The following is an 18,541-nucleotide window of genomic DNA, read 5'->3' as shown; positions in this document are numbered from 1 at the left end:
CATCGAATGGGGAACAAGATGCGGATTAAAGCCTTACTGGGTCTCTCGGCAGCGATGCTGCTGGCGGGTTGCAGCACCACTCATGAACTGACCGCTGCGGGTCAGCAGATCAAGTTCACCGACAGCAAGCCGGCGGCGGAATGCCAGCTGCTGGGGGAAGTGACCGGCACCCAGAGCAACTGGCTGTCCGGCAACGGCGGTGAAGGCAGCTCCATGCGCGGTGCGGCCAACGATCTGCGCAACAAGGCGGCGGCCATGGGCGGCAACGTGATCTACGGCGCCAACAGCCCGAGCCAGAATCTGCTCTCCAGCTTCGCACCGCTGGACAGCAAAATGGTCGGCCAGGTTTACAAGTGCCCGTAAGGCGCTGAGGTCGCAGCCGCAAAGAGGTAAAAAAAGAGGAATGCCACGGCATTCCTCTTTTCGTTGGGGGACTTGGCGCGCGTCACTCCTGCATCAGGCGCAGATCGATCGGCGTTTTGCTCGGTTCGCCGCCCACTTCGCGCGTCAGGCGCGGGACCAGATAACCGGACACCTTGCTCAGCAGCGCCTGCATGATGGCGCGCGCTTCATCGTCGCTGACCATGAAGTGCGCCGCGCCCTGCACCTTGTCCAGCACGTGGATGTAGTAAGGCAGGATACCGGCATCGAACAGCGCGTTGCTGAGCGCCGCCAGCGTGTCGGCATCGTCGTTGACGTCGCGCAGCAGCACGCTCTGGTTGAGCAGCGTGACGCCGGCGAGACGCAGCTGCGCCATGGCGCTTTGCAGATCGCGGTCAATTTCGTTGGCGTGGTTGATGTGCGTGACCATCAGCACCTGCAGGCGCGAGGCTGACAGCAGACGGCACAGCGCCGGCGTGATGCGCGCCGGGATCACCACCGGCAGACGGGTGTGAATGCGCAGGCGTTTCAGGTGCGGGATGGCCTCCAGCTCGCCGACCAGCCACTCCAGCTCGCTGTCTTTGGCCATCAGCGGATCGCCGCCGGAAAAAATGATCTCGTCCAGTTCCGGGTGTTGGCGGATATAATCCAGTGCCTGCCGCCAGTTGTTCTTATTGCCCTGATTATCCTGATAGGGGAAGTGGCGGCGGAAGCAGTAACGGCAGTTGACCGCACAGCCACCCTTGACCAGCAGCAGTGCGCGATTGCGGTATTTGTGCAGCAGGCCCGGCACCACGCTGCGCTGCTCATCGAGCGGATCGGTAGTGAACCCTGGGGCGTTGATGAACTCCTCTCTGGCGGTCAGCACCTGGCGCAGCAGCGGGTCGTTGGCATCGCCGGGGCGCATGCGCGCAGCGAAGGCGCGCGGCACGCGCAGGGCGAACAGCCGACGGGCATCGCGCCCCTGCGGCAGTTCCGGGTGCGTATTCAGTGACAAAAGCTGCAGTAATTCATCAGGATCGGTAATAACATCGGCGAGTTGATGCAACCAATCTTCTCTATGTGCCGTACTTTGGGTTATAATGTGTGCCATTTTTTTGGCTAAGCTACCAGTTCAAATATTCAGAGGGCCATCATGGCGACTTATTCTAGCAACGATTTCCGTCCGGGTCTTAAAATCATGTTCGAGGGCGAACCTTACGCCGTCGAAGCCAGTGAGTTCGTTAAGCCGGGCAAAGGCCAGGCGTTTGCACGCGTGAAAATGCGTCGTCTGCTGACCGGCACCCGCGTGGAAAAAACCTTCAAGTCTACCGATTCTTGCGAAGGCGCAGACGTGATGGACACCAACATGAACTACCTGTACAGCGACGGTGAGTTCTACCACTTCATGCACCCTGAGTCTTTCGAACAGCATCAGGTTGACGGCAAAACCGTCGGCGACGCGGCCAAATGGCTGCAGGATAACGCAGAGTGCATCATCACCCTGTGGGATGGCCGTCCAATCGCCGTTCAGCCGCCGAACTTCATCGAAGCGGAAATCACCGATACCGATCCTGGCCTGAAAGGCGATACCGCAGGGACTGGCGGCAAGCCGGCTACCCTGAGCACCGGTGCCGTGGTTAAAGTGCCGTTGTTCGTCCAGATCGGCGAAGTGATCAAAGTTGACACTCGCTCTGGCGAATACGTCTCTCGCGTTAAATAAGTTTCAAAGCAGAGGAACCCCCGCGGTTCCTCTGTTTTATCCCATCCCCGTTCGTTGGCAGAAAACCCGCATGTTCAAGAAAACGTTGTTGGCCGTGCTCTCCCTGTTGTTCCTTTTCTCCCTTAGCGGTTGCAATACGTTTCGCGGTTTCGGCGAAGACGTGCAGCATCTCGGCGGCGCCATTTCGCGCACGGCCAGCTGATCCCGCCCTTTAACCCGATGTATTTGCGCCACAAAGCCGGTGGTGATTCCACTCCCTGCGCCAATTTTGACTAAGCTTAGAAAGCCGTACTTTTTCATCAACGACAAATAAGGACTTTCTTATGCTGAAGAAAAGTATTATCGCGATCTTCTCTTTGATGATTTTGACCTCGTTGACCGCCTGTAATACCACCCGCGGCGTGGGTGAGGACATTCAGGCCGGCGGCAAGGCCATTCAGCGCAGCGCGGAATAATCCGTTCTCCACCCGGCGGCGTTCCGCGTGCGGAGGGCCGCCGCATTTCCTCCTCTTGCCTGAGCGTTAACGCTGCTGCTATCCTGCCGCAGTGCGGGTGAGGTTACCCGCCGTTCATCACCCCGCTGAACGGGACGACCCGTTTACGCGTCATTATATCGGGGACGACCCCAGTGGTAGGGAGGCCGTCTCATGGCCTGGATTATTCTGCTTATCGCCGGTTTGCTCGAAGTGGTTTGGGCTATCGGTCTGAAATACACCCACGGTTTTACCCGGCTGACGCCGAGCATCATCACCATCGCCGCGATGGTGGTTAGCATGTTGCTGTTGGCCAACGCCATGAAAACGCTGCCCGCCGGCACCGCCTATGCGGTGTGGACCGGCATCGGCGCGGTGGGCGCGGCCATCATGGGCATGGTGCTGTTGGGCGAGTCGACCAATATCGCGCGTATCATCAGCCTGTGCCTGATCGTGGTCGGCATCCTCGGGCTGAAGTTCAGCAGTCACTGATCGGCGGACTGTTGCACCCAGATCAGCGCATCGGTGGCGAAACCGTAGCCCTTGGCCGTCTGCAATAAGCTGTCGCGCACGCCGGCGTCAAGCGTCGGGGTGCGCGACAGGATCCACAGATAGTCGCGGTTTGGGCCGCAAACCAGCGCGTAGCGGTAGTCCGGGTCCAGGGCAATCACGTTATAGCCGCCGTAGAAGGGGCCGAAAAACGACACTTTCAGCGCCGCGACCTGCGGTGAACCGATAAAGTAGGCTTTGCCTTCGCTTTCTTGCCATTGCTGTTTCTGCGGATTGAAGCCGCGATTGATGACTTTCAACCCGCCGTCGGCGCGTGGGCTGTAGTGGGCGGTCACCCGCTGCAAACCGCGTTCAAAACGATGATCCAGACGCGCGATTTCGTACCAGGTGCCGAGATAGCGCTGGCTGTCGAAATTGTTCACGATCTTGATGTCTTTGGGCGGGGAGACGCTGCAGGCGACGGAGAGCAGGGCGGAAAGCATGACGCTAAGCTTTGACCATAAACGCATCGGTGACTCCTGTTTACCGGGGGCGAGTAGACAGTGTAGCCGATGAGCAAAGGGCGGCCAACGGGCGTTGGCCGCCTGAGCAGTTTACAGGGTGACGACGCCGATAACGGTGACCACGCTGAGGATCGCCGCCAGACCGTAGAACACCCATTTGCCGGCCGGTACGTGGATCTTCAGATCGTGCATCGCATGGTGGATGCGGTGCAGGCCGCACCACAGTGGCAGAATGATCATCAGCAGCAGGAACAGGCGGCCGATCAGGCTCTGGCAGAACGCCAGCACGCGCTCGTAACCTAGTGCTTCACCGGGGAACAGCCCCAATGGCAGCAGAATACCGACCAGCAGCACGATGGCCGGTGCGACGATCGCGCCCCACATGCCGCCGGCGCCGAACAATCCCCAGAAAACCGGCTCGTCGGAGCGTTTAGGTGCTTGATTTATCATGTTTCCTCCGGATTAGATCAGGGCCACGGCCAGGATGACCACGCTGACGACAATGGTGACGGCCCACAGCCCTTTCACGATGGGGCCCGGTCCCATTTTCTCGCTGTTGACCACGATATTGGCGGCCTTCGGCGCCAAATCGAACCAGGTTTTGGTGTGCAGCGCCGCCGCCAGCAGGGCGACGACGTTGATCAACAGCACCAGCGGGTTCTGCAAGAAGCCGACGAAGCCGGCCCAGCTCTCGGCGCCGCCCTTCAGCGCGAACACGCCGTAGAGCAGCACGATGCTGAACCAGACCGCCAGCACCGAGGTGCCTTCGCGCAGCATATAGAAACGGTAAAAGCCGAGCTTTTGCCACCAGGTGGGCGTCATGGTGCGCACATAGGGCTTACGTTGAGTTGTCATGGCAATTTTCTCCCTTATTGCGGCTTCAGCATGGCGATCATGAAGTCTTTGGCGCTCTCCACCTTGCCCTGCTGGATAGCGGCGGCGGGATCGACGTGTTTCGGACAGACTTCGGAGCAATAGCCGACGAAGGTGCAGCTCCAGACGCCGTTTTGGCCGTTAAGCTGCGGCATGCGCTGTTTCTTGCCGTGGTCGCGGTTGTCCAGGTTGTAGCGGTGCGCCAGCGTGATCGCCGCCGGGCCGATAAACTCGGGGTTGAGGCCGAACTGCGGGCACGCGGCGTAGCACAGGCCGCAGTTGATGCAGCCGGAGAACTGGTGATACTTGGCCATCTGCGCCGGGGTCTGCACGTTCGGGCCGTCTTCCGGCTTGCGATCGTTGCCGATGATGTAAGGTTTGATCGCCTCCAGGCTTTCGATGAAGTGGGTCATGTCGACCACCAGATCGCGCTCGATCGGGAAGTTGCCCAGCGCTTCGACCTTCATGCCGCCGACGTAATCGCGCAGGAAGGTTTTGCACGCCAGCTTCGGCACGCGGTTGACCATCATGCCGCAGGAGCCGCAGATCGCCATGCGGCAGGACCAGCGGTAGGAGAGATCCGGCGCCAGGTTATCCTTGATGTAGCCCAGCGCGTCGAGCAGCGAGGTCTGTTCGTCGTAAGGCACGGCGTAGGTGACGAAATGCGGCTCGGCGTCGCTTTCCGGGTTATAGCGCATGACTTCGATCTTCAGGGTTTGCATCTCAGCCATTTGCCTGCTCCTTATTCTTTTTCTCCTGCGCTTCGGCTTCTGCGCCGTAGACGCGTTTGGCCGGCGGCAGCTTGGTGATTTTCACGTCGCTGTATTCGAGACGCGGCGCGCCCTGCGGGTTATGGAACGCCAGCGTATGCTTGAGGAAGTTGACGTCGTCGCGCTCGGTGCAGCCTTCGTCCAGGCGCTGGTGAGCGCCGCGCGACTCTTTGCGGTTAAACGCGGAGTGCGCCATACATTCGGCGACGTCCAGGCCGTAGCCCAGCTCGATGGTGTACAGCAGATCGGTGTTGAACACGCTGGAGTTGTCGGTGATGTTGACGCGCTTGAAGCGCTCTTTCAGCTCCGCCAGCTTATCGATGGTTTTTTGCATCAGCTCCGGCGTGCGGTAGATGCCGCAGCCCTCTTCCATCGACAGCCCCATTTCGTCGCGGATCTTCGCCCAGTTTTCGTTGCCTTCCTGCTTCATCAGGTTGCTCAGGCGGGTTTCGACATCGCGGGTTTGCGCATCCAGCGCGCTGCCGTTGGCCGGCGCGGTTTCCAGCGCGCGACGCGCCGCGTGCTCACCGGCGACGCGGCCGAACACCACCAGTTCTGCCAGCGAGTTGGAGCCGAGACGGTTGGCGCCGTGCAGGCCGACGGAGGAGCATTCGCCGACCGCGAACAGCCCCTTGATGCGGGTTTCGCAATTCTGATCGGTTTCAATGCCGCCCATGGTGTAGTGCGCGGTAGGGCGCACCGGGATCGGATCTTTCACCGGATCGACGCCGACGTAGGCCTTGGCCAGTTCGCAGATGAACGGCAGCCGCTCCAGCAGCTTTTTCTCGCCCAGGTGGCGCAGATCGAGGTAGACCACGTCGCCGCGCGGGGTGGCGATGGTGCGGCCGGCGCGCCATTCGTGCCAGAAGGCCTGGGACACCTTGTCGCGCGGGCCCAGCTCCATGTATTTGTTCTTCGGCTCGCCCAGCGGGGTTTCCGGGCCCATGCCATAATCTTGCAGGTAACGGTAGCCGTCCTTGTTCACCAGGATGCCGCCTTCGCCGCGGCAGCCCTCGGTCATCAGGATGCCGGAACCGGGCAGGCCGGTCGGGTGATACTGCACGAACTCCATGTCGCGCAGCGGCACGCCGTGGTGGAACGCCATGCCCATGCCGTCGCCGGTAACGATGCCGCCGTTGGTGTTGTAGCGGTAGACGCGCCCGGCGCCGCCGGTGGCCATCACCACCGCGTTGGCGCGGATCTGCACGCGGGTGCCTTCCATCATGTTGAGCGCCACCAGGCCGCGCGCCTGGCCGTCATCCACCAGGATATCCAGCACGAAGTGCTCGTCGAAGCGTTGGATCTGCGGGTATTTCAGCGAGGTCTGGAACAGAGTGTGCAGCATGTGGAAGCCGGTCTTGTCGGCGGCGAACCAGGTGCGTTCGATCTTCATGCCGCCGAAGCGCCGCACGTTGACCGACCCATCCGGTTTGCGGCTCCACGGGCAACCCCACTGCTCGAGCTGGGTCATCTCGCGCGGGCACTGATGCACGAAGTGATCGACCACGTCCTGTTCGCACAGCCAGTCGCCGCCGGCGACGGTGTCGTGGAAGTGGTAGTCGAAGGTATCGTGATCCTGGGTGACGGCGGCGGAGCCCCCCTCGGCGGCGACCGTATGGCTGCGCATCGGGTAGACCTTAGAGATCAGCGCGATTTTCAGTTGGGGATTGGCTTCCGCTGCGGCTATTGCTGCACGTAAACCAGCGCCCCCGGCCCCAATAATGGCAAGATCGGCGTTAAAGGTTTGCACTGCATTCCTCCAATGTTCTTGTTAAGAACGGCAAGTTAAATATCTATGCTTAAAATTTAGCGAGCTCTTCGGGTGCTAACTAATTGAACCGATTAATGTTGCTTAAAGGTTAAGGATAGATATCTCCCACCAATAATGGGGAATTAACTATACCTAAAGTTAAGTAGTCGAAATTTGATGTGATCGATTGTTTTGTCGATTAACGCTCGACCAACAGGCTTGCCTGCCTTTTCGCGTGTTCGGCGTGCTTTACCCTTTTTAACGCGCTTTTGTCGCCTATTTATCGGAAATTGGCGTTATGGCCGGTTGTGCATCGTGAAGAATTTGTTTGGCTGCAAGGATGCGAGTAGACTGCATCCCCTGTTTGATTTCGGAGTTAATTACCATGAGCGAAACGGCAAGCTGGCAGCCTAGTGCACCCATCGCCAATTTGTTGAAACGCGCAGCGATTCTGGCTGAGATCCGGCGTTTCTTCGCCGATCGTGGCGTGCTGGAAGTTGAGACGCCCACCATGAGCCAGGCGACGGTCACCGACGTTCACCTGTTCCCGTTCGAGACGCGTTTCGTCGGGCCGGGGGCGGCAGAGGGCCTGACGCTATACATGATGACCAGCCCGGAATATCACATGAAGCGCCTGCTGGCAGCGGGCAGCGGCCCGATCTACCAAATGGGGCGCAGCTTCCGCAATGAAGAAGCCGGGCGGCATCACAACCCGGAATTCACCATGCTGGAGTGGTACCGTCCGCACTACGACATGTACCGCCTGATGAACGAAGTGGACGATCTGCTGCAACAGGTGCTGGACTGCGAGAGCGCGGAGCCCCTGTCTTATCAGCAGGCCTTCCTGCGCCATCTGGACATCGATCCGCTGTCGGCGGAGAAGGCGCAGCTGCGCGAAGCGGCGGCCAAACTCGACTTGAGCAACATCGCCGATACCGAAGAAGATCGCGATACGCTGCTGCAGCTGCTGTTCACCGTGGGCGTGGAGCCGCATATCGGCCGTGAAAAGCCGGCGTTCGTTTACCACTTCCCGGCCAGCCAGGCGGCGTTGGCGGAGATCAGCACCGAAGACCACCGCGTGGCGGAGCGTTTTGAGGTGTACTTCAAGGGCATTGAGCTGGCGAACGGTTTCCGCGAGCTGACCGACGGCCGTGAACAGCAGCAGCGCTTCGAGCAGGACAACCGCAAGCGCGCGGAGCGAGGCCTGCCGCAGCAGCCGATCGACTACAACCTGCTGGCGGCGTTGCAGCACGGCATGCCGGAATGTTCCGGCGTGGCGCTGGGCGTGGATCGCCTGGTGATGCTGGCGCTGGGCGCCGAGAGCCTGAGCGACGTGTTGGCCTTCCCGGTTGGGATCGCCTGACGTTTCAGGCGCAGAGAAAAGCAAAAGGGTCGGCATTTGCCGGCCCTTTTTTTATCGCGAGAACCGCTTACAGCCCCCCGGCGTCGCGCTTGGTGTTCGGCGCCGGCGTGGACGGCGGCGTACGGCCGTTATTGGTCAGCCGCGACAGCGTCTCGGTGCGCACCTGGAACGGCGGGTACGGCAGCGTGATGCCGTGTTCGCGGTAGCCCGCCAGGATCAACTGGTGGATCTCGTGGCGCAGCGGCATGCGGTGGCCCATCTCGGCGGCGTAAATACGCATCTCGAAGATCTGAATGCCCTGTTGCAGATCGACCAGGTAGACTTCCGGCACCGGATTGTCCAGCACCAGCGAACAGCGCTCGGCAGCGTTCATCAGGATCTTGGTCACCTCTTCGCTATTGGCCTCGCCCGGGGCCGGCACGGTCAGCACCACGCGGGTGATGGCGTCCGAGAGCGACCAGTTGACGAACTGCTCGGTGATGAACGCCTTGTTCGGCACGATGATCTCTTTGCGGTCCCAATCGGCGATGGTGGTCGCACGGGTATTGATCTTGGTTATCGTGCCGGTCAGGTTGCGGATCGTTACGGTATCGCCGATGCGGATCGGCTTCTCGAACAGGATGATCAGGCCGGAGATGAAGTTGGAGAAAATCTCCTGCATGCCAAAGCCGAGACCCACGCTGAGCGCGGTGACCACCCACTGCAGTTTCGACCATTCGATGCCGATCCAGGAAAAGCTGAGAATGGCACCGAACAGCAACAGCAGGTATTTGGTGATGGTGGTGATGGCGTAACCGGTGCCCGGCGACAGATCCAGGTGCTGCAGCACCGCCAGTTCCAGCAGCGCCGGCAGGTTGCGCACCAGCTGCATGGTGATGATCAATACCAGAATGGCGATCAGCACTGCTCCGAGGGTGATCGGATGGGCGGTTTCCACGCCGTTGACCGTCGAGGTCACGTCCCACAGCGAGATATTTTCCAGGAAGCTGAAGGCGGAGTGGATCTCCGACCACAAAACGATCACCGACACCAGCGCGATCAGCGTCAGGATCGAACGCACCAGCCGCAGCGACTGGGCGCTGATGGTATCCAGGTCTATCTCTGAGTAGTCCATATCCACCGAACCTTCGGTGCTGTTCGGGGTATGCGAGGTTTCGTCTTCGCCGCGGGCGCGCTGGGCCAGAATGTCCGCGCGGCGCTGTTTGGCGCGGTCGAAGGCGATGCGTCGCCGTTGGATCAGCATCCAGCGGCGGATGATGTGGTAGACGACCAGCAGCAGGAACCAGATCGCCACCGAGGTTTCCAGGCGCGCCAGCAGCGCCTGCGCGGTGGTGAGATAACCGACGCTCGACGCCAGCGCCGCCAGCAGCGGCGCCGACAGCAGCAGCCCCCAGAAGGCGCTGTTGAGCATGTTGTCGCCGGAGCCGTTTTTATCCAGATACAGCGGGATGCCGGCGCGCTTGAGGCTGTGGGTGACCAGCGCCAGCGCCAGACACAGCAGAATGAAGCACAGCCGCCCCAGCGTGTTGGCGAACTCGCGCTCTTTCAGGCTATCGAAGGTGATCAGCGCCATGATCAGCGGCACGATCAGCCAGATCGACATCTTGTAGTAGCGCATGGCGCGCGAAACCTGCTTCGCCGGCCAGCGGAAGTGCACGATGAACAACCCTTGCGGGTGGGCGAAGGCGGCGCAGATCATGCAGATCCACAGGATCGGCAGCGTGGCGGTCACCCCTTTGCCGATCGCTTCCGCCACCGGGTAGTTCCAGGCGCTCTGCAGGCCGTAGCCGAGCGCGGCCCACAGCACCGGCAGCGGCATCGCCACCAGAATCGACCAGAACACGGTGCGCACCGTCAGGAAGAATTCGTCCTGCGTCACCTTGCCGACGCGGCTGCTGGCGCGCTCGAGGAAGGCGTGGTAGTGCTTGCGCGAACTGATGCTGAAAATCACCAGCAGCAGGGCGCCGAAGATCGGGATCAGCGTTTCGCGGCTGGTCACCATCATCATGAAGGCGCCGCCGAGCTGCGACAGCGTGTCCAGCGACAGAACGCGCGTCAGATCGTGCGCCACGTTGAGCGGATAAGAGAAGTTGATCGGATTGACGTCCGGCACCCAGAACAGATAGCGGTGGGTGGCGTCGCGAATTTCGTTCAACGCTTCGATCAACTGAGTGTTGGCCACCTTCAGCTTGGTCAGCTCGAGGATTTGGGTGTCGCAACCGGACAACAACGAGTTCAGCAGCTCGCGCTGGGTGCGCAGCTGGGCATCGACGATGCGCTGCTCCTGGTTGGTCAGCGCGCTGCCGTCGTCGCGCTTGAATTCGCGCTGCGACAGTTTTTCCAGCTGAGTTTCAAACTGCAGGCGCTGCACGCGCAGCTGGGCCATGTCGCCGTCCAGCTGTTGCGGCTTGGGCATTTCCGGCAGCGTCGCCACCTGGGCGCGCAGGGTTTCCCCCAGCGCCGACGACGAACCGAGCCACTGGGCCTGCTCGATGATGGTGCTCAGCGCCTGGCGCACCTGCAGCGTCTGCGCCGCCGCCTGCCGTTGCTGCGATGAAATCAGATCCATGCGCTGCGCCTGGCTGTTCAGCGCGGCGGACAGTTCGCGGTTGATCTGCAGCTGTTGGCTGATGCTTTTTGGCAAATCGCCGTTCTGCTCGGCCAGCAGCTCGGTTTTTTCCAGCGCCTGTTCCGCTTCGCGTTGGCGCTGGGCGTTGAGGTTGTTGCGCAGCGCCTGCAGCTGAACGTCTATTTTCTCGTGGCGCTTTTTATAGACTTCGGCGCGCATGCGCGCCAGCTCCTGCCGGTTGTTGGCCGACAGCTGCGCCAGTTCCAGCTCGTCCACTTTGGCCTTGCGCGCCGCGGCTTCGGTCTGCAGCAGGGCCAGGGCGGCCTGCGCGTACGGCGTGGTCGGGTTGGCGGGCTGCGCCTGCAGGCGGCGCTGCACTTCCGTCAGCGCACGGCGGGCGTCGGTCTGCTGCTGCGGCAGCTGGCCGAGTGAATCGCTGATTTCCCGTGTGCGATCCTGCTCTTGCTGCAGCAGGCGCGCCTGTTCCAGCAGCAGACTGCTGGTTTGCAGGATCTGCTGTTCCAACTCGGCGGCCGGCAGATCGTCGCCGTTCGGCAGGATCTTGTTGCTTTCCAGCACCAGCTGGCGGCGCAGTTCCTGCGTCATCTTCGGGAAATCGTCGATCACCCTCTGATACTGCTCGGAGCGAGTCTGCGACTCTTTACGCTCCGCCAGCCAGTTGAGTGCGCTTTGCAGCGCCTCGGTGGTCTCCGCCTGATTCGGCGCGTTTTTGCTGCTTTCCGCCTGCTTCAGCTCTTGCTTGAGCTGGGTCTCGGTCGGCAGGGGAGCGGCCAGCGCCGGTTGCCACAGCAGGCAACCGAGCAAAAGCGTGATGATCAGGCGCACGGCGTCGATTCCTTTAGAGCGGGGTCTGTGGTGTTTCAGCGGCGGCCGGTATTTCGGCGAACGCCTCACCCATGCGGGTGACGGTGCCGTTTTGCAACTGCGGCGCGAGCTGCACGCTACCTGCGGTAAACAGATTGATCACCGTGGAGCCAAGCTTAAAGCGGCCCATCTCGGCGCCTTTTTCCAGCGCGATGGCGCTCTCTTCACCGGCGGCCGGGTAGGTCCAGCGTTTGATGATGCCTTCGCGCGGCGGCGTGACGGTGCCGGCCCAAACGGTTTCGATGCTGCCGACAATGGTGGCGCCGACCAGAATTTGCACCATCGGCCCGATGTCGGTGTCGAACACGCAGATCACGCGCTCGTTGCGCGCGAACAGGTTAGGCACGTTGGCGGCGGTGAGCGGGTTGACCGAGAACAGATCGCCCGGCACATAGATCATTTCGCGCAGCACGCCGGCGCATGGCATGTGCACGCGGTGGTAATCGCGCGGCGCCAGATAGGTCGTGGCGAACAGGCCGTTGCGGAACGGTTCGGCCAGCAGGTAGTTGCCGGCCAGCAGCGCTTCCAGGCTGTAGTGATGGCCTTTGGCCTGGAAGATTTGATCGTCGCGGATCGGGCCGAGCTGGCTGATGGCGCCATCGGCGGGCAGCGCCAGCCAGTTGGCGTCGGCGATGATTGGGCGTGCGCCTTCGCGCAGCGGGCGCACGAAGAAGTCGTTGAAGGTGGCGTAAGACGCCAGGTCCGGATTTTGCGCTTCCTGCATGTCCACGCGGTAGAAGCGGGCGAAGGCCTTGATCACCAGTTGGGTCAGCCAGCCGGCCCGTTTGTCGGCGCCCCAGCCCGCCAGGCGGGTCAGCGCCAGCTTCGGTAGCCAATATTGCAATTTAATCTTGATGCTATCCAGCACGTTAACCTCGTGAATCAGGGTAAAGGGCGCGCATTGTAACGAGGGCCTCGCCGTCGTCAATGCCCGCCCGTCAGTGTCAGTCTGCGGCGTCCGTGAAGTTCTTGCGAACCTTCACCTGCGCCATGCTTTCCAGAATGCGGTGATAGTTGTCGAAACGCTCTTCCGCGATATCGCCTTTCTCCATCGCCGCGCGGATAGCGCAGCCGGGATCGGTATCGTGGCGGCAGTCGCGGAATTTGCAACCGCCTAAATAATCACGGAATTCGACAAATCCGCGGGTGATTTGTTCCGGCTCCAGGTGCCACAGGCCAAACTCGCGTACCCCCGGGGAGTCGATCACGTCGCCGCCGTGCTGGAAATGGTACAGCCGCGCGGCGGTGGTGGTATGTTGCCCGAGGCCCGATACGTCGGAAACCTGATTTACCAGAATTTGCTCTTCGGACGGCGGCAGCAGCGCATTCAGCAGGCTGGATTTGCCGACGCCGGACTGGCCGGCGAAGATGCTGATGCGCCCGGCCAGCGCCTGTTCGAACTCCGCCATGCCTTCCCGCGTCTGGCTGGAGACTTCCAGCACCCGGTAGCCAATCTTGCGATAGATATCCATCATGCCGTCGACCAGCTTGCGCGCTTCGGCGTCCAGCAGGTCGATTTTGTTGAGCACGATCAGCGGCTCGACTTCGAGCGTTTCGCAGGCCACCAGATAGCGATCGATGATGTTCAGCGACAGCTCGGGCAGGATCGCCGACACGATGACGATCTGATTGATATTGGCGGCGATCGGCTTCACGCCGTCGTAGAAGTCCGGGCGCGTCAGCACCGAGGTGCGTTCGTGCACCGCTTCCACGATGCCTTTCACCCCTTCATGGGCGCCCAGGCCGGGGCGCCACACCACGCGATCGCCGGTGACCAGCGAACGCAGCGTGCGGCGGATATTGCAGCGGTGCTGAGTGCCATCCGGCGCCTCAACGTCGGCGTGCATGCCGAAACGGCTGATGACGACGCCTTCCTGCGGCTCGCCCAGTTGGGAATCATCCGGTTCCGGTTTGTTATCAGCGCGCTTCAGACGGCGCTGATGGTTCGCCTGCACGCGGCGTTGCTGACCTTTGGACAGTTTGTTCTTACTCACTGCGCCTCACTTGACTCGATTTTATACCTTTACACGTACGGCGGCGGTTGGGGCCTTCCCCGGCCGCAGCCTTGAACCCGTCGGGGTATATGTCGCCCAGGGCGACCAAAAAGACTATGATACACGCTATTTTATATTAAATAACCGTTGTTAGCCGTCGGCTGCGGCGCGTCGCCACCGGCGGCGACCGCCGTCTCGTCCGCACAGCGTTTTTCTCTCGGCTTTTAGGCAGGAAACATCATGACAGGAAACGAAAATAACCTGATTTGGATCGATTTGGAGATGACCGGGCTGGATCCCGAGCGTGACCGTATTATCGAGATCGCCACGCTGGTCACCGACGCCAACCTGAACATCCTGGCGGAAGGGCCGGTGATCGCCGTGCATCAGTCCGACGAACAGCTGGCGCTGATGGACGAGTGGAACGTGCGCACCCATACCGGCAGCGGGCTGGTGGAGCGGGTGAAAGCCAGCCGCCAGGACGATCGCGCCGCCGAGCTGGAAACGATAGCCTTCCTGCAGCAGTGGGTGCCGGCCGGCAAATCGCCGATCTGCGGCAACAGCGTGGGCCAGGATCGCCGTTTCCTGTTCCGCTATATGCCGGAGCTGGAGGCCTACTTCCATTACCGCTACCTGGACGTCAGCACGCTGAAGGAGCTGGCGCGCCGCTGGAAGCCGGAAATTCTCGCCGGCTTTAAAAAGCAGGGCACCCATCAGGCGCTGGACGACATTCGTGAGTCGGTGGCCGAACTGGCGTATTACCGCGAACATTTCATCCAGCTCTAAGGTGCGAGGGCCTCTGCGGGGAAAACGCCGGTTTTAGCCGCTTAATTCGCCAATCTGGCGCTTTAATCGGCAATCAAACAAAAATCGCGTTTTTTTGCTTTCAGGGGCTTGCGGCAAAAAGGATTTCTCGTATAATGCGCACCCCGTACCGATGAAGAATTTCGTAACGTTCCACCATCGATACGCCGGGCGGGAATAGCTCAGTTGGTAGAGCACGACCTTGCCAAGGTCGGGGTCGCGAGTTCGAGTCTCGTTTCCCGCTCCAAATTCAACAATGTCGCGATGCGGCATGATGAATAAATAAAGCAGTATCAAGCAGTACCTATGCGACGCGGGAATAGCTCAGTTGGTAGAGCGCAACCTTGCCAAGGTTGAGGTCGCGAGTTCGAGCCTCGTTTCCCGCTCCAAAAATTCAAAGGTCACGCCAGTGTTTGGTGGCCGGATGCCAAAAGCATCTCAATGCGGGAATAGCTCAGTTGGTAGAGCACGACCTTGCCAAGGTCGGGGTCGCGAGTTCGAGTCTCGTTTCCCGCTCCAATTTTCTCTTCGTTTCAAACTCAAATCCAACGCCTTATCCGGCGCGGGTTTTTGTCCCGTTTTACACGCCTGGTAAAAATGTTGTGAACAGAGTTATCCACAGCCTCTGCACATAAACTCGCCTGCCTGAAAAATCAACGTCATACAAATTAAATATTTATCTATTTGATTTATAAGTTTATTTATTTATCCCAAAACGTTATGCCGATCACTTGCTCTTTTTGTTGCAGTTGAAAGACAACGTGTTTTTATTTTTATGCACAAATCCACAGAGTGAGTCTTCCGGCGCTACGTCCGAATGGCGCACGCCGTCAGGCATCCCTTGGCAAACCTTTTTCCACAGCCCGTATCAGCCGTTTTTTCTGCGCCGTTTGCACCTCGATGCCCTGCGCTTCGCGGCGGGCGAGCTGTTGCGCCAGCGCCCAGTGGATATGTTCGTCCAGCATGGCGTTTTGGCCCAAACGGGTGCGCAGTGCGAGCACTATGCCGTCCTCGTAGGGCGCATTGCCCAGCGCCACGGCGATATTGCGCAGCCAGCGCAGGTGGCCGATGCGGCGTATCGCCGAGCCTTCGGTGATGCGCAGGAATTTTTCCTCCGTCCAGTTGAACAGATCGATCAGCTGCGGCGCATGCAGCGCGGCGCGCGGGCTGAAATCGTCTTCGTCGGTAAGCTGCGAAAAGCGGTTCCACGGGCAGATCAGCTGGCAGTCGTCGCAGCCGTAGATGCGGTTGCCGAGCAGCGGGCGGAACTCCTCCGGGATCGCGCCTTCCAGCTCGATGGTCAGGTAGGAGATGCAGCGCCGGGCGTCTACGGTATAGGGGGCGACGATGGCGCCGGTCGGGCAGGTGGTGATGCAGGCGACGCAGCGGCCGCACTGCTCTTCCTGCGGCTGGTCTACCGGCAGCGGCAGATCGATCAGCAATTCGCCGAGGAAAAACCACGACCCGGCTTCACGGTTGAGAATTAGTGAGTGTTTACCAACCCAGCCGATGCCCGCCTTGGCGGCCAGTGCGCGTTCCATCACCGGCGCAGAATCGACAAAGGGGCGGAAATTCAACTCGCCGCAGTAGGCCTGGATCTGATCGCCCAACTTTTTCAGGCGCTGGCGCAACAGCTTGTGATAGTCGCGCCCCAGCGCATAGCGGCTGACGTAGCCCAGCTGCGGATTTTGCAAGGTGCTGGCAAATGCCGCCTTGGCCGGCAGGTAGTTCATGCGTACGCTGATCACTCGCAGCGTGCCCGGCAACAGTTCGTGAGGGCGTGCGCGCAGCATGCCGTGGCGCGCCATCCATTCCATTTCGCCGTGGTACTGTTTGTCGAGCCAGGCCTGCAGCTTCGGCTCTTCAAGGCTCAAATCGGTATCGCAGATGCCAACCTGCTGGAATCCTAGCGATTGCCCCCATTGCTTGATATGTTGGGCGAGTTGATGGAGATCGAGGGGGTGCGTCATGACGGGCCACAGTGAAAAAGCATACGCTGACAGTTTACCACACTCTGTCTGGCCTGCGGATTGGATCCGTCGCTCGGAACCTGCAGCGGCGGCCTCGCTCGGTATTTCTCTTTACGATTTGATGCAGCGCGCCGGTCAGGCGGCCTACGCGCTGGCGCGCAACGCGTACCCCTCCCGCGACCACTGGCTGGTGCTGTGCGGCCACGGCAACAACGGCGGCGACGGCTATGTGGTGGCGCGCCTGGCGAAGGCGGCGGGCGTGCAGGTGACGCTGATCGCCTGCGACGGCGCACGGCCTTTGCCACCGGAGGCCGCAGCGGCCCGCGAGGCCTGGCAAGCCGCAGGCGGCGACATTCTGCCGGCGAGCAGCCGCTGGCCGGCGTCTGTTTCTCTCATCATCGACGGCCTGTTAGGTACCGGCCTGGGCAGTGCGCCGCGTGCGCCCTACGAGGCGCTGATCGAGGCCGCCAACCGCCATTCGGCACCGGTGGTGGCTCTTGACATCCCGTCCGGCCTGCTGGCGGAGAGCGGCGCGGCGCCGGGCGCGGTCGTGCGTGCCGCTCACACCGTCACGTTCATCGGCCTCAAACCGGGGTTGCTGACCGGCCAGGCGCGCGACTGGGTCGGGCAACTTCATCAGAATGCGCTAGGCTTATCGGGTTGGTTGGCGAAGCAACCGGAGCAGATTCAGCGGCTTACCGCCGAGGTGTTGCCGCGTTGGCTGCATCCGCGCCGTCCCTGCGCCCATAAGGGCGAGCATGGCCGCCTGCTGTTGGTGGGCGGCGATCGCGGGTTCGGCGGCGCCATTCGCATGGCGGCAGAGGCGGCGCTGCGCAGTGGGGCTGGGTTGGTGCGAGTGCTTACTCACATGGAGCATGTCGCGCCGCTGTTGGCGGCCCGGCCTGAGCTGATGGCGCAGGCGCTGGACGAGGCGACGCTGCGGCAGGCGATGCAATGGGCGGATGTGCTGGTGATTGGCCCGGGTCTGGGACAGGCTGAGTGGGGCAAAAACGCCCTGAACGTGCTGCAAACCAGCGATAAACCGGCCTTGTGGGACGCCGATGCGCTGAACTTGCTGGCATTAAATCCCGAGAAACGGCAGAATCGCGTGATGACTCCGCATCCTGGAGAGGCTGCTCGGCTGTTGAGCTGCAGCACTGCCGACATCGAGAGTGATCGCTTACTTGCCGTGCGCAAGCTGACGGCGCGCTACGGTGGCGTGGCGGTGCTGAAAGGCGCCGGTACGCTGATCGCCGATGAGCAGGGGCAGATGGCGATCGCCGACGTCGGCAACGCCGGCATGGCCTCCGGCGGCATGGGCGATGTGCTGTCGGGCATCATCGGCGGTTTGCTGGCGCAAAAGCTCTCGCTGTATGATGCCGCCTGTGCGGGCTGCGTCGTACACGGCGCGGCCGGCGATCGCGTAGCGGAAAGACAAGGAACAAGAGGCATGTTGGCGACCGATTTACTGCCGGACATCCTTCATTTCGTTAACCCTGAGTGGGCAAAATAGACTTTATCGAATGAAAGAACTCGTTTTACCTCTGCCGGACGAGGCAGCGACTGTCGCTTTGGGCACCACTTTGGCCCAGGCCTGCGATCGCGCCAGCGTCATCTATCTCTACGGCGACCTGGGCGCCGGTAAAACCACCTTCAGCCGTGGTTTCCTGCAGGCGTTAGGGCATCAGGGCAACGTCAAAAGCCCGACCTACACGCTGGTGGAACCCTATGCCTTGCAGCCGCTGGCGGTGTATCACTTCGATCTGTATCGCCTGGCCGATCCGGAAGAGCTTGAATTCATGGGTATTCGCGATTACTTCGCGCAAGACGCCATCTGCCTGGTCGAATGGCCGCAGCAGGGCACCGGCGTGCTGCCGGAGCCGGATCTGGCGCTGCATCTTAGCTATCAGGGCGAGGGGCGAGAGGCGAAGATCGAGGCGATTTCCGCATACGGCAGCCAGCTGTTAGACCGCATTCATGGATCACAGGGATGA

The 18,541-nt window shown here is 61.0% G+C and carries 19 protein-coding genes and 3 tRNA genes; 12 read left to right on the top strand and 10 right to left on the bottom strand.

What is annotated here, in order from left to right; translation table 11 throughout:
• Positions 1 to 18 precede the first annotated feature (18 nt).
• Positions 19 to 363 carry a DUF4156 domain-containing protein gene (locus ACJ8HH_RS16125; RefSeq protein WP_025305007.1) on the top strand — a complete coding sequence of 115 codons (345 nt, stop codon included), beginning with the start codon at positions 19 to 21 and terminating at the stop codon, positions 361 to 363.
• 82 nt (positions 364 to 445) lie between these two features.
• On the opposite strand, the gene epmB is transcribed toward ACJ8HH_RS16125, so the two are convergent.
• A complete protein-coding gene (gene epmB / locus ACJ8HH_RS16120) occupies positions 446 to 1,474 on the bottom strand; it encodes an EF-P beta-lysylation protein EpmB (protein ID WP_033636765.1) in 1,029 nt (342 codons plus the stop codon).
• Positions 1,475 to 1,516: 42 nt separating this feature from the next.
• Between epmB and efp the strand changes: the two genes are divergently transcribed.
• From efp to sugE, 4 genes are all read left to right on the top strand, one after another.
• Positions 1,517 to 2,083: an elongation factor P gene (gene efp / locus ACJ8HH_RS16115; protein WP_004929666.1), complete on the top strand. Its 567-nt coding sequence runs from the start codon at positions 1,517 to 1,519 to the stop codon at positions 2,081 to 2,083.
• Positions 2,084 to 2,153: 70 nt separating this feature from the next.
• A complete protein-coding gene (locus ACJ8HH_RS16110) occupies positions 2,154 to 2,285 on the top strand; it encodes an entericidin A/B family lipoprotein (protein WP_019453400.1) in 132 nt (43 codons plus the stop codon).
• A gap of 121 nt (positions 2,286 to 2,406) precedes the next feature.
• Positions 2,407 to 2,538 (top strand): entericidin A/B family lipoprotein, encoded by a 132-nt coding sequence (locus tag ACJ8HH_RS16105; protein ID WP_033636766.1) that lies wholly within the window; start codon positions 2,407 to 2,409, stop codon positions 2,536 to 2,538.
• 192 nt (positions 2,539 to 2,730) lie between these two features.
• The gene (gene sugE / locus ACJ8HH_RS16100; protein WP_004929669.1) at positions 2,731 to 3,048 is read left to right on the top strand and encodes a quaternary ammonium compound efflux SMR transporter SugE; all 318 of its coding nucleotides are present in this window, start codon (positions 2,731 to 2,733) and stop codon (positions 3,046 to 3,048) included.
• Here the strand turns inward: sugE and blc are convergent.
• From blc to frdA, 5 genes are all read right to left on the bottom strand, one after another.
• Positions 3,042 to 3,575 carry an outer membrane lipoprotein Blc gene (blc, locus tag ACJ8HH_RS16095; RefSeq protein WP_049211895.1) on the bottom strand — a complete coding sequence of 178 codons (534 nt, stop codon included), beginning with the start codon at positions 3,573 to 3,575 and terminating at the stop codon, positions 3,042 to 3,044. The genes sugE and blc overlap by 7 nt on opposite strands.
• 84 nt (positions 3,576 to 3,659) lie before the next feature.
• Entirely contained in the window at positions 3,660 to 4,019 is a 360-nt protein-coding gene (frdD, locus tag ACJ8HH_RS16090; protein ID WP_004929672.1) for a fumarate reductase subunit FrdD, read from the bottom strand.
• A gap of 12 nt (positions 4,020 to 4,031) precedes the next feature.
• Entirely contained in the window at positions 4,032 to 4,424 is a 393-nt protein-coding gene (frdC, locus tag ACJ8HH_RS16085) for a fumarate reductase subunit FrdC (RefSeq protein WP_004929673.1), read from the bottom strand.
• Positions 4,425 to 4,438: 14 nt separating this feature from the next.
• Positions 4,439 to 5,173 carry a succinate dehydrogenase/fumarate reductase iron-sulfur subunit gene (locus ACJ8HH_RS16080; protein WP_033648713.1) on the bottom strand — a complete coding sequence of 245 codons (735 nt, stop codon included), beginning with the start codon at positions 5,171 to 5,173 and terminating at the stop codon, positions 4,439 to 4,441.
• Positions 5,166 to 6,962, bottom strand: a complete 1,797-nt coding sequence (gene frdA / locus ACJ8HH_RS16075; RefSeq protein WP_033638926.1) for a fumarate reductase (quinol) flavoprotein subunit — start codon at positions 6,960 to 6,962, stop codon at positions 5,166 to 5,168. Before frdA ends, ACJ8HH_RS16080 begins: the two co-directional genes overlap by 8 nt.
• Before the next feature lie 385 nt (positions 6,963 to 7,347).
• Between frdA and epmA the strand changes: the two genes are divergently transcribed.
• Positions 7,348 to 8,325: an elongation factor P--(R)-beta-lysine ligase gene (gene epmA, locus ACJ8HH_RS16070; RefSeq protein ID WP_060451785.1), complete on the top strand. Its 978-nt coding sequence runs from the start codon at positions 7,348 to 7,350 to the stop codon at positions 8,323 to 8,325.
• 67 nt (positions 8,326 to 8,392) lie between these two features.
• On the opposite strand, the gene mscM is transcribed toward epmA, so the two are convergent.
• The 3 genes from mscM to rsgA all read right to left on the bottom strand — a co-directional run bounded on the left by mscM (position 8,393) and on the right by rsgA (position 13,773).
• Entirely contained in the window at positions 8,393 to 11,740 is a 3,348-nt protein-coding gene (gene mscM, locus ACJ8HH_RS16065; protein WP_060436724.1) for a miniconductance mechanosensitive channel MscM, read from the bottom strand.
• 13 nt (positions 11,741 to 11,753) lie between these two features.
• On the bottom strand, positions 11,754 to 12,647 hold the full coding sequence (gene asd / locus ACJ8HH_RS16060) for an archaetidylserine decarboxylase (protein WP_060451786.1): 894 nt from the start codon (positions 12,645 to 12,647) through the stop codon (positions 11,754 to 11,756).
• Positions 12,648 to 12,723: 76 nt separating this feature from the next.
• Positions 12,724 to 13,773: a small ribosomal subunit biogenesis GTPase RsgA gene (gene rsgA / locus ACJ8HH_RS16055; protein ID WP_033638924.1), complete on the bottom strand. Its 1,050-nt coding sequence runs from the start codon at positions 13,771 to 13,773 to the stop codon at positions 12,724 to 12,726.
• Positions 13,774 to 14,013: 240 nt separating this feature from the next.
• Here rsgA and orn point away from each other — a divergent pair, with 240 nt between their 5' ends.
• From orn to ACJ8HH_RS16035, 4 genes are all read left to right on the top strand, one after another.
• Positions 14,014 to 14,559 carry an oligoribonuclease gene (gene orn / locus ACJ8HH_RS16050; protein WP_033636776.1) on the top strand — a complete coding sequence of 182 codons (546 nt, stop codon included), beginning with the start codon at positions 14,014 to 14,016 and terminating at the stop codon, positions 14,557 to 14,559.
• Between the two features lie 189 nt (positions 14,560 to 14,748).
• Positions 14,749 to 14,824 (top strand) — tRNA-Gly (locus ACJ8HH_RS16045).
• Positions 14,825 to 14,890: 66 nt separating this feature from the next.
• A tRNA-Gly gene (locus tag ACJ8HH_RS16040) sits at positions 14,891 to 14,966 on the top strand.
• Between the two features lie 54 nt (positions 14,967 to 15,020).
• Positions 15,021 to 15,096 (top strand) — tRNA-Gly (locus ACJ8HH_RS16035).
• A gap of 311 nt (positions 15,097 to 15,407) precedes the next feature.
• On the opposite strand, the gene queG is transcribed toward ACJ8HH_RS16035, so the two are convergent.
• Positions 15,408 to 16,547, bottom strand: a complete 1,140-nt coding sequence (gene queG / locus ACJ8HH_RS16030) for a tRNA epoxyqueuosine(34) reductase QueG (RefSeq protein WP_033648708.1) — start codon at positions 16,545 to 16,547, stop codon at positions 15,408 to 15,410.
• Here queG and nnr point away from each other — a divergent pair.
• Positions 16,546 to 18,060, top strand: a complete 1,515-nt coding sequence (nnr, locus tag ACJ8HH_RS16025; RefSeq protein ID WP_060451787.1) for a bifunctional ADP-dependent NAD(P)H-hydrate dehydratase/NAD(P)H-hydrate epimerase — start codon at positions 16,546 to 16,548, stop codon at positions 18,058 to 18,060. The two genes, queG and nnr, sit on opposite strands and share 2 nt — an antisense overlap.
• A gap of 10 nt (positions 18,061 to 18,070) precedes the next feature.
• On the top strand, positions 18,071 to 18,541 hold the full coding sequence (gene tsaE / locus ACJ8HH_RS16020) for a tRNA (adenosine(37)-N6)-threonylcarbamoyltransferase complex ATPase subunit type 1 TsaE (RefSeq protein WP_033648706.1): 471 nt from the start codon (positions 18,071 to 18,073) through the stop codon (positions 18,539 to 18,541).

Source organism: Serratia sp. CY32780, from assembly GCF_052169135.1.
GTDB classification, from domain to species: Bacteria; Pseudomonadota; Gammaproteobacteria; order Enterobacterales; family Enterobacteriaceae; genus Serratia; species Serratia sarumanii.
This window is presented reverse-complemented; position numbering and strand designations above follow the sequence as displayed.

What these genes read in the sequence shown, in the direction of transcription:
- ACJ8HH_RS16110 (WP_019453400.1), top strand. Translation starts at nt 2,154, where the DNA reads ATGTTCAAGAAAACGTTGTTGGCCGTGCTCTCCCTGTTGTTCCTTTTC.
- ACJ8HH_RS16105 (WP_033636766.1), top strand. Translation starts at nt 2,407, where the DNA reads ATGCTGAAGAAAAGTATTATCGCGATCTTCTCTTTGATGATTTTGACC.
- nnr (WP_060451787.1), top strand. Translation starts at nt 16,546, where the DNA reads ATGACGGGCCACAGTGAAAAAGCATACGCTGACAGTTTACCACACTCT.
- frdD (WP_004929672.1), bottom strand. Translation starts at nt 4,019, where the DNA reads ATGATAAATCAAGCACCTAAACGCTCCGACGAGCCGGTTTTCTGGGGA.
- epmA (WP_060451785.1), top strand. Translation starts at nt 7,348, where the DNA reads ATGAGCGAAACGGCAAGCTGGCAGCCTAGTGCACCCATCGCCAATTTG.
- tsaE (WP_033648706.1), top strand. Translation starts at nt 18,071, where the DNA reads ATGAAAGAACTCGTTTTACCTCTGCCGGACGAGGCAGCGACTGTCGCT.
- frdC (WP_004929673.1), bottom strand. Translation starts at nt 4,424, where the DNA reads ATGACAACTCAACGTAAGCCCTATGTGCGCACCATGACGCCCACCTGG.
- blc (WP_049211895.1), bottom strand. Translation starts at nt 3,575, where the DNA reads ATGCGTTTATGGTCAAAGCTTAGCGTCATGCTTTCCGCCCTGCTCTCC.
- efp (WP_004929666.1), top strand. Translation starts at nt 1,517, where the DNA reads ATGGCGACTTATTCTAGCAACGATTTCCGTCCGGGTCTTAAAATCATG.
- epmB (WP_033636765.1), bottom strand. Translation starts at nt 1,474, where the DNA reads ATGGCACACATTATAACCCAAAGTACGGCACATAGAGAAGATTGGTTG.
- ACJ8HH_RS16125 (WP_025305007.1), top strand. Translation starts at nt 19, where the DNA reads ATGCGGATTAAAGCCTTACTGGGTCTCTCGGCAGCGATGCTGCTGGCG.
- ACJ8HH_RS16080 (WP_033648713.1), bottom strand. Translation starts at nt 5,173, where the DNA reads ATGGCTGAGATGCAAACCCTGAAGATCGAAGTCATGCGCTATAACCCG.
- sugE (WP_004929669.1), top strand. Translation starts at nt 2,731, where the DNA reads ATGGCCTGGATTATTCTGCTTATCGCCGGTTTGCTCGAAGTGGTTTGG.
- queG (WP_033648708.1), bottom strand. Translation starts at nt 16,547, where the DNA reads ATGACGCACCCCCTCGATCTCCATCAACTCGCCCAACATATCAAGCAA.
- orn (WP_033636776.1), top strand. Translation starts at nt 14,014, where the DNA reads ATGACAGGAAACGAAAATAACCTGATTTGGATCGATTTGGAGATGACC.